Here is a 13,518-nt window from a genome sequence, read left to right on the forward strand (position 1 = left end):
CTCTGCTGTGCGTTTGTACTTTAAGTCTATTGAAGCCTCCGACTGATTGAAAGCAAAGAGCCTCAGACCTGCGCCGCCCGGGTTATGTCGCCAACGTTGCCAACAGCCAAATCCAGTTCCGGCAGGTCCCGCAACGACTGAAGATCAAACGTCGTCAGAAACGTCGCAGTCGTCACGAAGGAATGTGGCGCGCCGGGGCGTGGCGATCGCGGCCCGCTTGTGATCAAATCCTTGAACCGCAGCCGCGCCAGCAGATCGCGACTGACCTCTTTGCCAAAAATGTCTTTCAGACCTGCCCGATCGATGGGCTGGTGATAGGCGATGGCGCAGAGCACCCCCATCTCCATCTCGGTGAAGGCGAGGGACTGCTCGCCAAGATCGGCAGCGGCCTTGATGGCATCGGCGAACTGGGTCTTGGTTCGGAACATCCAGCCGCCGGAAACTTCGGCCAGTTCGTAGGGCCGGCCCACCAGCTCCGCCTGGATGTCATCGATCAACATGTCGACCGAGGCCCCCTGCCCCACGACGCGTGCCAGGTCTTCACGTCCCACAGGAGACCCACTGGCGAACAGCACGGCCTCGATCCGCCCCATCCATTCGCGCCAGCGAAGCTCTTGAGGCAGGTCTTCAAGCTCACGGTCAAAGACGGCGGCGCCCTTGTCCGCTGGTTTCCGTTTCCTGGCTGCCGCCGTCATGATCCAATTCCATAGAGCCGGAAGGTCGGTCGTCCAGTCAGCTCGCGTGAGACGCCAAGCTCAACCAAGCGGTCGCAAAAGCGCCGCGCAGCGCGATCCGTCATCGGGATCGTGGTGCCCTGGATCATTGGCGAGAGCATCGTTGATGGCGCAACCGCATCTTCGGACAGGAACAGGGCCACCGCCGCCTCCGATCCTTTCGCCCGCAACTTCGGCGCGACGGACCGCAGCGCCGCTGCCCTAGACGCAAGGTCACGCGCCAGTCGGATCGTGTCTTCGACGGATTCCAAAAGGCTCGCCTGAACTTTGAAGTCAGCTCCCTGCTCCTCCGCACCCAGATCTCGCAACATCGACTTTGTCAGGCGCAAGCCTGAGATCGGCAGCACGGTCTTCCAGTTCAGCGCACGGGCCAGGACAACGTCGGCGAACATGCAGGCGACCCGTTCTGCGCGGTCATCGGTTTCCAAAACATCGCGCATCACCGAGACACATGCCGCCAGCGGTCCATACACCCGAGCGTGAGCGGTGCCAGCGTTGAGCCAATTGTATGCTTCAGCCAAGAGGTCGGGACTAACGAGGTCCGTCAGTCCCGATTGCCAGTCTCGGCCAATCAAGCGTAGCTGCACCGCCTCCCGCCAAAAGGCCAGCAGATCGCCGTCCGGGCCCCGTTGCTCGCCCGGCGGCGTCAGATGATAGGCATCGCGGATATCCGCCTCCCGCGCCAGTCGCCCTTCCAGTTTCGAAGTCGCTGTCGCGGCGCTCAAAGCCAGCCGGTTGGAAAGCAGCTTCAGCGGCAGCCCATGCCTCGGATCGGTGACCAGCTGATCCAACACTGTCAGCGCTATTCCTGACCGAAACGCCACAGTTTCAAGGGTTTCGGCGCGTCCGGAGGTGACCCAGCCCGGCAGTTTCGGTAGGGTACTCAAGTCGTCTGAGAGTGCTGTAGGCTGATAGGTCATGCCCCAACACTATCTTATCGCGGCGCTTTCGTCCATAATATAGTGCAGTAACCGCCCCACCCTGCGGCTCTCACTCATGTCCAATAAGGTTGCCTTATCGGACGCAAAGATGCTATGCTCCGAAACATGCAAAATACGACGAATAAGGGTACCAAAACCGGCGATCAGACGACACCTGAGGCCGAGATTTCGAGTTCAGAGTCCCATGACGCACCGAACGGTGACAAGCGCGACGAGAGAGATCAAGAGGACGGCGAGAGCATCGCCCTGCCCTCTCATGTTGCCGGGTCCGGCACGCTGGATCGCCTTGTTGACACCGCCCGGGACTACGCCCGCGCGGCGGCCTCCGACAATACGCTGAAGGCCTACGCCAAGGACTGGGCACATTTTGCGCGATGGTGCCGAATGAAGGGCGCGGAGCCGCTCCCCCCCTCGCCCGAGATGATCGGGCTTTACCTCGCTGATCTGGCCAGCGGGTCGGGTTCGTCCCCTGCTCTATCGGTTTCGACCATCGACCGACGCCTCTCGGGCCTCGCCTGGAACTATGCGCAACGCGGCTTCGCCCTCGATCGCAAGAACAGGCACATCGCGACGGTGTTGGCGGGGATCAAGCGCAAGCACGCGCGGCCGCCGGTGCAGAAGGAAGCGATTTTGGCCGAGGACATCCTCGCGATGGTGGCTACCCTTCCTCATGACCTGCGCGGATTGCGCGACCGGGCGATTTTGCTGTTGGGATATACGGGCGGACTGCGGCGCTCCGAGATCGTGAGCCTGGACGTGCACAAGGACGACACGCCGGACTCAGGCGGCTGGATCGAGATCATGGAAAAGGGCGCTCTGCTCACGCTCAACGCCAAGACGGGATGGCGCGAGGTCGAGATCGGCCGCGGCTCAAAAGAGCAGACATGTCCCGTGCAAGCGCTCGAACAATGGTTGCACTTCGCCAAGATCGACTTTGGGCCGGTTTTTGTCGGCACCTCGCGCGATGGCAGGAAGGCCTTGCATTCCCGTCTCAATGACAAGCACGTCGCGCGGCTGATCAAGCGGACGGTCCTGGACGCGGGGATCCGGTCCGACTTGCCTGAGAAAGACCGCCTGGCGCTGTTTTCCGGGCACAGCTTGCGCGCTGGTCTCGCAAGCTCCGCGGAGGTCGACGAGAGGTACGTCCAGAAGCAACTCGGGCACGCCTCGGCCGAGATGACCCGCCGATACCAGCGCCGCCGTGACCGGTTCCGGGTGAACCTGACAAAGGCCGCGGGGCTGTAGCCCCTTACCCTCTTGCCGTGCTGACCTTCGACTTGACCGGTTTGCCGCGCTTGAGCGGGATATCCGCAACTGTCCCGTCCGGCATCTCGGCCACAAGCCGTAGCCGACCGCCCATACCCTCCACATAGCGCTCGAGCGTACCGATTTTTGCTCCAGTCAGTTCAGCACTTTCGAACCTCGAGACCTCCCCCTGGGCCAATCCCGTAAGTTCGGCCAGATCCTTTTGTGTGATCGAGAGCGCCTTGCGGATTTCCGAGAGGTGCAACTCGGCCGCCATCTCATCGGCCAGTGCTTCGATGCGTGCACCCCGGTCCTTTGGCAGCGCCCGAATGCGATCGCCGTCATTTGCAAAGGACGCTTTCGATCCTGTTGTTCCGCCACTTTCTATCGATATGTCGGATGCCTTCAAAATGCGGGTCATATCGGTAGTTGATCTCACGGATGACCCGCCGATAAGTGTGAGCCTTGTCGGTGCAGATCGTGACCGGCCGGTGTAACCGCACACGCTCTATCGCATTGCGCAGGAAGGCTCGAGCCGCCTTCGCATCCCGCCGTGCGGTCAGGCGAAAATCGACCATTTGGCCGTTTGCATCGATCGCACGCCAAGAGTAACGCCATTTGCCGTCAACGCGGATGTAGGTTTCGTCCACGTGCCAATCGACGCTTGCTCGGCGGAGGTGCTTCTCGGTGCGCTTGGTCAGTTCGGGGCCAAACTTTTGAACCCATCGATACACAGTCGACCGATCAACCGTGATGCCCTGCTCCGACAGAAGGTCGACAACATCTTGGTAGGACAACGGATAGCACAGATACCAACGCACGGCGCATAAGATAATATCTCTCGGAAAGCGGTGGTGTTTTAAGGGCGACTTACGCGGCATGCTGGACCTCAAAAACCCAAACTTCGCAATGTGAACCAATTAATGCAACAGCACGCTTTAAGGTGATTTAAAACAACAGAATCCACCCTCTCTAATCACTATGTTCAACACATTTGCTTTTTGTTGAACATGTCGTTATGTTCAACAAAAATAAATTTTGTAGAACACGCTATGATAAATCGTCACTCCTCTGTCGCGCATGCGGCTTATCACGATCTGCTTCGATCTCTGAAAGACGAAGCAGCCGCGCAAATTCGCGGTACGCCGACCAAAGTAAAACGAGGCGATAAGACCTATTGGTACGATACATTCCGCGTCGGAAATGACGTGCGCAAATCCTATATTGGCGAAGACTCCCCGGAACTGACACAACGGCTGTCTGACCTGACCATGCTACGTGATCAGATTGCCGATCGGCAGAGCCACCGCACCCGTCTGATCCGCATCCTGCGCGCCGAAGGGTTTCTAAGTAGCGATGCCGCCACCGGCAGTTTGCTTTCAGCTATGGCAAAATCCGGCGTCTTTCGTTTGGGCGGGACGATCGTTGGCACGCATGCCTTTCGCCTGTACGAAGGTGAACTTGGATTACGCTACAGCTTTGACGACACAGCCCAGACCGGCGACGTGGATATCGCCAGTTTTGAACGTCTGTCGCTTGCGCTCGAAGATACCGTCTCCCCTACCCTTCAGGATGTGTTCAAGCATTTCGCGTTTGATCCTGTCCCTAGCTTGCAGCGCAAACATGTCTGGCGCTGGAAGCAAACGCGCAATGATCTGATGGTGGAATTTCTGACGCCTTCATTCGAGGACGACGAACCGATCCGCCCGCTTGCCGCCCTTGGTGTTGACGCGCAGTCGCTACATCATCTGAATTACCTGATCCAAAATCCCATCCACGCTGCAGTGCTGTACCGTGGCGGTGTGTTGGTCCAAATCCCACAGCCCGAACGGTTTGCCATTCACAAACTTATCGTCGCCGATCGACGACGGGATGGGGCCGATACAATCAAAGCCATCAAGGACCGCGCGCAAGCCACTTTTCTGATCAAAGCTCTGGCTGAAGATCGGCCCGACGAGTTGAAAGACGCCTATGAAACCGCGCGTGCAATGGGGTCAAAATGGGCTATGCGCTTGGATAATACGCTGAAACGTATGCCTGAAATACAGACGATTTTATCCGAGATTTAGAAAAAGTTGACAGCTGTCAACTTTTCGCAATCCGCTATAGTTTTTCGAAAACAATAATCACTTCGCCGATATCAACACCGAACCGCCGCATATAGGCTTTGTTCAGCAAACGATCTTCGCTGAGCAGCCACATCCAATCGTCAAAACTGACACGCAGAGTGCCGTCTGGAACGGGCAGGTCGATGGTGTATTTCCAATTAAAGGTATCGCCCCGTTCTTCACCCAAAGCCTGTCCGATCACACCGGGGGCCGTTCCGCGCCAGGTTTGTGCGCCGGTCTTATCCAAATTCCAAACACGCCGTTCGGTCGATCCATCTTCGTAAACAAAATCTTCGACCAGCGTTAAGGTCCGGCCATCCCAAGTGCCCAGAATATCCACCTTGAACCGTCGCCGTACTGTGCCCAGAACATCCTGGAACTGACCGTAAGCCACAAGTCGGCCATCAAAGAATTCTTCCAGATTTAGCTGTTGCCTCGAGAGTTTTTCATCCTCCAGCGCGGGTTTTCCCGTACAGGCGGTTAGAAAAATAAGACAGAAAACTGCAACAAGCCGCATAACACATCCCCCATGATGATCTTTGTACGACGTATGCTGCTTTCTGGATCTGATCATGGCCAAATCAAAAAGTTGACAGCTGTCAACTTTTTCCAAATACAACGCGCGGAGTGTTTATAATAACTTTCGGTGAACCCGCGCCCATGTGATGAAAAAACATAAAATGATGCGAATAAATGATTTTAGACAGTTAGGTAGTTTTGATATTTAGGTCATAATATTAATCCAAAAAATGAGAAAAGCAGCAAAGCTGCCATTCGTTCGAATCGCAACTAAAGTTTCGAATGAGCCCGAACTTACAGATACTGCGGCGAGTTGGAACGGCAGCTATTTGGAAACGCCTTGCGGATATAGATAAACATCCAGCCTGATAGCAGTTCCTTTGGGATCAAAAAACGTAGAAAAGCCGCCCTATTTGACATCTCGATTTCCGCATTACGCTCCTTGCGTCAAATCTTCGGCGAGCATGAGGGCATTTCCATCAGGGTCGTAAAAAGTTGCCGTCTTGACCATGCCTTCAACTACGTCCGTTGCGCCGTCAAATTTCACCTTGGCTTGTTCTAGTTTCTTCCGGGCAGTATCGAGATCAGCGACACCAAAAACCGGGACACAGTTGCCGGGTGCAGGCTCGGTATGTTCGCCAAGGCCGATCGTTACGCCGACGGTGTTTGTTTGAAGTTCTGACCATCCTGCCTCATCCGCGTGATAGAGCGTCTCGAATCCCAGCATAGTTTCATACCACTTGGCGCTAGCGTGGCGATCTTTGACAGAAAACGAGATATTAATCGTGGTATCCAGCGCAACGAGCGACATGGTCTTTCCCTTTCATTGAAAATATACTAACTATACTTTATGGACATCATGACATTTGTCAACATCACCTCAAGAGCTTGGGCTGTGCCCATACTAGCTAACATGCATGCAGGTATTGCAGGACGACAGGCGCCATTATTGGCAGCCACAGGCGCAAGCAGGACTGCATTCGCCCAGAGCATGGATCATCTTATCAAGATTGGATTGTTAGAAAGAAATCCCGGTTACGGCCATCCGCTACGACCTGAGTTTCGTCTCACGCAGCCTGGAGAAAAGGCGGCGGCAATCGCGCATAAAATTCAATGTGTATCTCCTGAGGGCGATCAGAGCCTGCTGCGTAAATCATGGACCCTGCCGGTGCTGACTTCACTTCAGACACCAAGCCGCTTCAACGATATCAAGCGAAATTTGCAAACGATCACCGATCGCGCTTTGTCACAGTCACTGAAGTCTATGGAAGTGAAAGATTGGGTGCATCGCAGCGTCGACGAAACCGCTCGACCGCCAAGATCAATCTATAGCGCCGTAAACACTGGTGGCATTATTAGTAAGGTCATTGCGGGAGAAATTATCTTTATTCATCAATGATCAGAATGTCGCAAAAGCAGCCAACTACCGAGGCGGAACGAAAGCCCGCTTTATCCTGCAAAACAATCCCTTACAGAGATACAGGAGAAGCTCGGGTTTACGCGAAGAGTGTGTAACGCACCCCTCTCGGGCCGGTGATCCAGAATACTACGCGGGGATGTCGCGCCTTCGTAATAGTCTTCGGGCAAATCATAGGTCGTGGTTGTGCCCAATTCCAAATCCAGGACACCGCTTTGATTCACAAATTCACAAAACCCGACGCGCGTTTTCGAAAAGTCATGAATGGAAGGGTCGAAGGTCACAAAATTAACAACGCAGGATTGCACAACATGACCAGATGTATCCTGAAACTGGATGTTAGTTTGTGCACCCGTTTTCACATTCATCGCGGGAGCGACAAGAGTTTGATGTTCGAACTGCAGATCGGCAAAAACGGTGATGTGATTATTCCCTGAAGTTTGATTGCTATAAATGGTGTCACCGGGTGGGGTCAAAACTATGGCATCGAAATCTGCGGGACCATGCAATGTTCCCATAAGGCCTGTAAAAAACACACCCGGGATTCCTGTGTTCGTCTGACAAGGGTCAAGGTCTGCTTGCTGAGCCGTCACCACAAATGGTGTTAGCCAACATGCAAGTATAAATCCAAAAAATGTTCCCGCGCAGTTGATCATTTGTTTCGCCTTTAAAGAATATTTTCGGTACAGCGCCATGGTTTACAGAACAAGCCACCATCCTAAGCGGCTTTGCTTTGATCAGAATTCAGCAACGCCATGATCATTGGGCCAGGGGAAAACGCGCCGTCTTGAGCTTTATGTGTCAACACCCTTAGATAACCGCCCGGGCTGTTAATCTGGGACATCCGTTGCAGAATACCCGCCAGAACAATGGCTGCATTTTCACGACCCATCACCGTTTGCGACTGTGCCCAGGCATGGGGGCTGATGCCCATCATACCGCGGACAAAATCGGCCGTTGCACATAACTGATGCCAGTGACGAATGTCACCCTGCGCATAATCCAATATGTCAGGACAGGCTTTCAAGATCAGACCCAAAGGCATTTTGGGAGGTAGCTTATCCATGTCCGGTTCTGGATCATCTGACACTTCAGGTTCCACCCCTTTGCTTTTTTCTAAGCAAGGTTCAAATTCACAAGAGTCTGTATTTGAATTCTGATAGTGCCGCTCATTTCGCGCGACATTGCCGCTCATTTTTTCTGTTTCATTGAGAATATCAAAGCATTTGCGCACATCGTTCAGAAGGGTAGCCAGAACGGGCTTTAGATCCATTAGATCGCCATGGGCCAGCTTACGGCGCAGTGCGGCCTGTAGAGGCGCCAGACGGGCTGTCAGGGCCTGCCAATCGGCTTTGATGCCCTCGGCCATGCCAAATTCAATCAACTTCCAGACGTCGCGGGCCATCAAGACGGCTTCTTCGCGCAACCGTTTCAGAGCCAATGCACCGCGCTCTGCCTGTTGCGCAGCATCGGCGATTTCCATGGCACGTATCAAAAGCGGAGCCAGATCGAACCCGAAAGCACGCACCAGCTCTCCACCTTCGCCACGTGTGGCATAGCGCTTGCCGTTGGGGCTGTCGTGGCGCAGGATCAGGCCTGCCTGGCACAGGGCGGCCAAATGACGACGCAGCGTGCTTTCGGCCATCCCATGGGCGCGGGTGGACAGGGCGGCGTTTGACGGGAAAACGATCAGATTGTCGTCTTCGGTCAGCGCATCGGGTTTGTGAAAGGTCAACAGCGCGTTCAACACTGTCAGATCGCGATCCGTGATGCCAAATGCAACCCGCGCCGTACACAGATTTCGGAACAATTCCCATTTATTATACTGCGGAACATCGGGCTTTTGCGCGGCCAGGCTTTCGGTTGCCAACAGGCCAGCCGATATCATGCGCTGCCCAAAGGGCGTCGTTGTCAGTCGTTGCATATTTTTTCACAAGACAAAACTTTTTTGCCCGCCGAATCACAACGTTTGTTGACAGCTGTCAACTTTATTGGCTATCGTCTGAGTGCTAGATCAAAAAGAGAGCCTTCTGGATGTCATGTCTTGGGGGCTTTTTTATGGGTCCTGTCTATTGTGCCTCCTTTGTTATCGTTAACTGCTCGAGTGTGTGGCCCGCGAACGGGCCTATTCTCCGCGCTTGGCAAGCCAGTCGCGGTGAAGGTCTTCGAGGTGATCGACAAGCCAATCATCGAACCCCTTGGAAGGTCTGGATTTCAATACAATGGTCACCGATCCCTGTCCTTTGGTCACGCTTCCGAAGGATGTTCCATCCGCTGCCTTCAGCGCGGTCTTATCCGTTTTCAGCGATACAGTTTTTGATATTTTTTTCTGATCTGACAACCAGTTAACCAAATCTTCAAAGCGCGCATCGGATGTTTCGGAACCACCCACATTAATCATGTCAACGGCCGTTTCGACATCTGCATCGCGATCCAGCCACAGATCAGCCGCCACCATCCAGCGATCGCGACCCACGGTCGGTGCAGACCCGATATGTTCGATCACATCCAGCGGAATGGTTTCAGCAACGCGCATCATCCGACTGATTGCGGTCTTATCGATGGTCAGTGCATCGCAGATGATCTTGCGCTTGTATCCGGCGTCGGCCATCTGGCGGGCAAAGTTGGACTTTTCGATAAAGCTCAGGTCTTTGCGGGCGGTGTTTTCCTGGCCCTGCGCAATGACAAGCGCTTGGTCGTCCAAATCGCGGATCATCGCCTTGACCGGTTGCCCCAGATCGCGCAGCGCCAGCACACGACGGCGGCCATACACAATCTGATAGCGTTCTTCAGTATCAGGGTGCGGCCGAACCAGCACCGGCACCTGTTGTCCATGATCACGGATCGAGTGCATCAGCTTTTCATGATCGGTTTGGTCATGTTCCAGCCGGTCTTGCATTCCGCCAGCGTCAATCAGATGTGGATCCAGTTCGACCACGGCGCGGGATTTCAGGTCGGCAATGGATTTGCTGACCGCGCCAATAGCACCCTTGGTATAACGGGGCCGGGCAGTGTCGACGCGGGCAGGGGGGTCGTCTGTCGATTTCGGATTATCAGTCTGGCCCATCAGGCCTTTTAGCAGGTCTTTGCGTGCCATCAGCGCCCCCATGCCTTTTGAATCAGATCGGTGATTTCACCATTCACCGCGTTCAGCGATTCAATCGCGCGGTCATAGGTGGATCGGGTAAACTGGCTTTTTTCGATCTCGTACAATGTTTGCTTGGTGATCCCCGCATCCGAGATTGCAGTGGATTTCAGTACTGTATGGTTCAACACATGTTCCCCGAACATCGACCGCATGAAGCTGACCATCTGGTTTTGCGGGCCGTCGCCGGGTTCATAGCGGGTCACGACATAACGGAGCCAATCATAGCTCATATCGCCGCCGGCCTCGGACACAACACCAAGCAGGTTTGAGGTCATCAACAGAAATTGACACATCGACATCACATCCAGCATCTGTGGATGAACCGTAACCAAAACCGCTGTTGCGGCTGACAATGCAGACATGGTCAGAAAGCCCAGTTGTGGCGGGCAGTCGATAACGACGATGTCATAATCATCCTGCACACTGGCCAGCGCATCATCGACACGGGTGAAAAACAGCGGATTATCACGCTGAACAATGGCGCGGGGGGTTTCGTGTTCAAACTCCATCAGGTCCAGATTGCCAGGCACCAGATCAAGGTTCGTGAAATAGGTTTTTTGAATGACCTGGGGCAGGGGGACCGGATTATCATAGCGGATCGCGTCATACAGCGTACCGCCGTCCAGCAGGTCGAATTCCGGTTGAAAGCCGTGCAGCGCCGACAGGCTGGCCTGGGGATCCAGATCGATGGCCAAAACGCGATATCCGTCCAACGCAGCTTTTTGCGCCAGATGCGCAGCGGTCGTCGTTTTGCCGGACCCGCCTTTGAAATTGATCACTGTGATGACCTGCATGTGATCGCCGTCGCGCCGCCCAGGCAAATAAGTGCCGGGCGTCTTGGCACCCTGTTCCAGATGATGGCGCAAGGATTGAATGTCGTCGGGCGAATACAAACGCCGCCCGCCTGCGCGGATCTCGGGCGAGGGGCCTTTGCCATCCAGATGCAGCTTGCGCAGATAGGCGTCCTTGACCCCCAACAGATCAGCCACTTCGCCCGATGTAAACTTGCGCAACTGCTTGCGCGCATCGGGGGGGAACAATTGTGTGCGGTGCGCCTGAAGACGGGCAGATAGCTTTTCTGCATGCTCGCCCACAAGGCGGTCAATCCGGGTATACTTGGTCATTTCTGCCCTCATGCGCTGGCCTTTGTTACGGCAAACGTCGTATTATTCACTTCTTACCGTAACTTAATGGCGATGAATTCAGATTCGGGCAAGGAAAAACTTCTGTATATTGTGGTCAGAAGGGCAGGGGGCACAAGTGGGCTGGATAAACATCAACAATTTTTATGATGCCTGAACGCCAGTAACTGCAAGATCAGACATCGCTGCAAGCGTAACCACTGCATAGAATATTCGCAAAACAGTATCGGAGATTCATCATAAATCAATCTGTGCAGACAGCCTGTGTAGCAATGTCTGCTTAACGCCGCGGGCAGACAGAGCCGCCTGATATACGTCTGACGTGACTATTGAATGAATAAGATACGTGGTTGGCCGACCCGCAGGGCATTGACGCCTCCTATCAGATTACGATCACGATAAATCAGGTAGTTGACGTTGGAGGGTGGTGAGACAAAAGCCGGATCAACACGTTCCGCCAGTTGATCCTGTGTGCCGGTTTCGCCAGTGACAATTTCCAGAACGGGCAGGGGGGCCACATCCGGGGAAATTCCCGTACGACCTGAATGGACGGTAGCGGTCTGATGCAAACGGGTGATGACAGACCATGGCAGGCCACTGATACGTGGCAGGTCATCCACCCTGATCAGACGACGCCCTTGCCGGCGCCACGTGCGATAGGCGCGCAACGCGTCATCTCGGTCTGCAGTGGTTTCGGTGATATCCGCGAACAGCCGCTGCAAAAGGGCGGGGGATGCGGTGTTAAGATCAATCAAGCCACCGACATCCTGATATAACATGCCTTCAAAGCCAGGGGACTGGTCATTTATCAGGTCTATGATCGACAGGTGCAGGGCGTCACGGTTCGTATGGCCCATCAGGGCAATCTGGCGGTCAAGCGATGTCTCTTGCAGGCGGGTCATGGTCCGTTCACTGGCCACAGCCAATAGCACAGTCAGAATGGCCAGCGTGAACAACACGGTGACTAAGGCAAAGCCAGCGCGGCTTTTGGCTTTCCAAGGCAGGCACGACATGGCACCAAGATAGCCAATTCAATTCATATTGGAAATCATGTCGCGTTCTTTTTTGATCCTGCTTCATATCACTGTCTACACGGTCGCTTTCGCCATGCTGCATGGCCCATGGTTCAGTATTGTGTTTGCTGGATGTCTGATATGGGCCAGCGTAGTGGATTTTGAGCGGTTTGAGATCCCGGATCTTGCCAGCATTTTCTTGTGGATCACTGGTTTGGCCGTGGCGTTTGGCGCTGGCGTGTTTGCTTGGCATTTGGCTGCAACTGTCATTTGGGGTGCCTTGTTTTGGGGTGTTGCTGCATTTTATCGCCAGGTGAGGGGATGGGATGGTCTGGGCTTCGGAGACGTAAAATTGATCGCGGGTATCGCGGCCTGGACGGGTTTTTATGGTACGATCTGGGTTGTTTTCATGGCAGCCATTGCGGGCATCGGGATGCTTTTGATAAGTGGAGTGTCAAAGGCTGGTAAATTTCAGGGGCCGCAGCAATCCGCGGTCGCTTTTGGGCCGTTCCTTTGTTTATCTGCATGGGCCATTTGGTTGATTGGAGTTTCATGATGCGCTTTGTTAAACCGTTGCAAAAGATGGGTCGCAAGGCAGGGGCCACCATTCTTGAGGTATTGATTGTCCTGTCAATCATCGCGCTGATTGCTGCTGTCGTCGGACCGCGACTGGTTGGGTATCTGGGCCGGGCCAAAACCGAAACGGCAGAGTTGCAGGTGAAAAACTTAGCCGAGGCTGTCCAGCTGTTCTATATCGACATGGGCCGCTATCCGACAACATCCGAAGGCTTGGGCGTGCTGGTTCATTCCCCGGCGGGTGAGGCCGCGTGGCAAGGGCCCTATATGCCCACGGAAGAAGCCCTTGTAGATCCGTGGGGGCGAGATTATTTGTACGAAGAACCTTCGGGGCAGGGGTCTTTTAAGATTCAGTCCCAGGGCCGAGATGGAACACGCGGCGGTACGGGCGAGGATACGGATGTGGCGTTTTAACGAGGTTAAAACTATCTTTAATCTGCCCGGGTCATTCCCCTGAAAAACCGTCCGAAAGTTTCCAACGGACAGATTTGGACAGTTCAAGACACTTTCGGACTGTCCGCTACGACAGAGACATAGACCGTGAAAAGACAGGACAACACAAACTGTTAGCTACCATCCAACCGTCCTCTGTAATGCTGCAGTGCGGCCTGTCGAACCCGATGTGGTGGATAGCTCCTGCTCCAACCGGCGTCACAATGCGCCATAGTGCAGTTG

General features: G+C 54.5%; 15 protein-coding genes and 1 pseudogene. 5 read left to right on the forward strand and 11 right to left on the reverse strand.

What is annotated here, in order from left to right; genetic code table 11:
• Nucleotides 1–62: 62 nt before the first annotated feature.
• Both scpB and HRQ87_RS19585 read right to left on the reverse strand, forming a co-directional pair.
• Nucleotides 63–695, reverse strand: coding sequence for an SMC-Scp complex subunit ScpB (gene scpB / locus HRQ87_RS19580; protein ID WP_174140138.1), 633 nt, complete (start codon nt 693–695; stop codon nt 63–65).
• The gene (locus tag HRQ87_RS19585; protein WP_174140139.1) at nt 692–1,654 is read right to left on the reverse strand and encodes a DUF1403 family protein; all 963 of its coding nucleotides are present in this window, start codon (nt 1,652–1,654) and stop codon (nt 692–694) included. Before HRQ87_RS19585 ends, scpB begins: the two co-directional genes overlap by 4 nt.
• A gap of 126 nt (nt 1,655–1,780) precedes the next feature.
• Between HRQ87_RS19585 and HRQ87_RS19590 the strand changes: the two genes are divergently transcribed.
• Nucleotides 1,781–2,920, forward strand: a complete 1,140-nt coding sequence (locus HRQ87_RS19590) for a tyrosine-type recombinase/integrase (RefSeq protein ID WP_217430521.1) — start codon at nt 1,781–1,783, stop codon at nt 2,918–2,920.
• A 4-nt stretch (nt 2,921–2,924) separates the two neighbouring features.
• Here the strand turns inward: HRQ87_RS19590 and HRQ87_RS19595 are convergent, their stop codons facing one another.
• Nucleotides 2,925–3,341, reverse strand: a complete 417-nt coding sequence (locus HRQ87_RS19595) for a helix-turn-helix domain-containing protein (protein WP_174140140.1) — start codon at nt 3,339–3,341, stop codon at nt 2,925–2,927.
• A pseudogene (locus tag HRQ87_RS19600) lies at nt 3,277–3,801 on the reverse strand (IS6 family transposase); the annotation flags it as partial. The gene HRQ87_RS19595 and the pseudogene HRQ87_RS19600, both read right to left, overlap by 65 nt.
• Before the next feature lie 171 nt (nt 3,802–3,972).
• Between HRQ87_RS19600 and HRQ87_RS19605 the strand changes: the two are divergent.
• Nucleotides 3,973–4,989, forward strand: coding sequence for a nucleotidyltransferase family protein (locus tag HRQ87_RS19605; protein WP_174140141.1), 1,017 nt, complete (start codon nt 3,973–3,975; stop codon nt 4,987–4,989).
• A 34-nt stretch (nt 4,990–5,023) separates the two neighbouring features.
• Here the strand turns inward: HRQ87_RS19605 and HRQ87_RS19610 are convergent, their stop codons facing one another.
• Nucleotides 5,024–5,545 carry a DUF3833 domain-containing protein gene (locus HRQ87_RS19610; RefSeq protein ID WP_174140142.1) on the reverse strand — a complete coding sequence of 174 codons (522 nt, stop codon included), beginning with the start codon at nt 5,543–5,545 and terminating at the stop codon, nt 5,024–5,026.
• Between the two features lie 435 nt (nt 5,546–5,980).
• Nucleotides 5,981–6,358: a VOC family protein gene (locus tag HRQ87_RS19615; protein WP_174140143.1), complete on the reverse strand. Its 378-nt coding sequence runs from the start codon at nt 6,356–6,358 to the stop codon at nt 5,981–5,983.
• A gap of 39 nt (nt 6,359–6,397) precedes the next feature.
• Between HRQ87_RS19615 and HRQ87_RS19620 the strand changes: the two genes are divergently transcribed.
• Nucleotides 6,398–6,946 (forward strand): winged helix-turn-helix transcriptional regulator, encoded by a 549-nt coding sequence (locus tag HRQ87_RS19620; RefSeq protein WP_174140144.1) that lies wholly within the window; start codon nt 6,398–6,400, stop codon nt 6,944–6,946.
• Nucleotides 6,947–6,996: 50 nt separating this feature from the next.
• On the opposite strand, the gene HRQ87_RS19625 is transcribed toward HRQ87_RS19620, so the two are convergent.
• The 5 genes from HRQ87_RS19625 to HRQ87_RS19645 all read right to left on the reverse strand — a co-directional run bounded on the left by HRQ87_RS19625 (nt 6,997) and on the right by HRQ87_RS19645 (nt 12,267).
• The gene (locus HRQ87_RS19625) at nt 6,997–7,500 is read right to left on the reverse strand and encodes a hypothetical protein (protein WP_174140145.1); all 504 of its coding nucleotides are present in this window, start codon (nt 7,498–7,500) and stop codon (nt 6,997–6,999) included.
• A 182-nt stretch (nt 7,501–7,682) separates the two neighbouring features.
• Nucleotides 7,683–8,888, reverse strand: coding sequence for a plasmid replication protein RepC (gene repC, locus HRQ87_RS19630; protein WP_174140146.1), 1,206 nt, complete (start codon nt 8,886–8,888; stop codon nt 7,683–7,685).
• 201 nt (nt 8,889–9,089) lie between these two features.
• Nucleotides 9,090–10,061, reverse strand: coding sequence for a plasmid partitioning protein RepB (gene repB, locus HRQ87_RS19635; RefSeq protein WP_174140147.1), 972 nt, complete (start codon nt 10,059–10,061; stop codon nt 9,090–9,092).
• On the reverse strand, nt 10,061–11,236 hold the full coding sequence (gene repA, locus HRQ87_RS19640; RefSeq protein WP_174140148.1) for a plasmid partitioning protein RepA: 1,176 nt from the start codon (nt 11,234–11,236) through the stop codon (nt 10,061–10,063). The genes repB and repA overlap by 1 nt, the downstream gene beginning before the upstream one ends.
• 344 nt (nt 11,237–11,580) lie before the next feature.
• A complete protein-coding gene (locus HRQ87_RS19645) occupies nt 11,581–12,267 on the reverse strand; it encodes a helix-hairpin-helix domain-containing protein (RefSeq protein WP_174140149.1) in 687 nt (228 codons plus the stop codon).
• A gap of 37 nt (nt 12,268–12,304) precedes the next feature.
• Between HRQ87_RS19645 and HRQ87_RS19650 the strand changes: the two genes are divergently transcribed.
• Nucleotides 12,305–12,823: a prepilin peptidase gene (locus HRQ87_RS19650; RefSeq protein ID WP_174140150.1), complete on the forward strand. Its 519-nt coding sequence runs from the start codon at nt 12,305–12,307 to the stop codon at nt 12,821–12,823.
• Nucleotides 12,823–13,257, forward strand: coding sequence for a type II secretion system major pseudopilin GspG (gspG, locus tag HRQ87_RS19655; protein ID WP_217430522.1), 435 nt, complete (start codon nt 12,823–12,825; stop codon nt 13,255–13,257). The genes HRQ87_RS19650 and gspG overlap by 1 nt, the downstream gene beginning before the upstream one ends.
• Nucleotides 13,258–13,518: the final 261 nt, after the last annotated feature.

The sequence above is a fragment of the Parasulfitobacter algicola genome, from assembly GCF_013315265.1.
GTDB classification, from domain to species: domain Bacteria; phylum Pseudomonadota; class Alphaproteobacteria; order Rhodobacterales; family Rhodobacteraceae; genus Parasulfitobacter; species Parasulfitobacter algicola.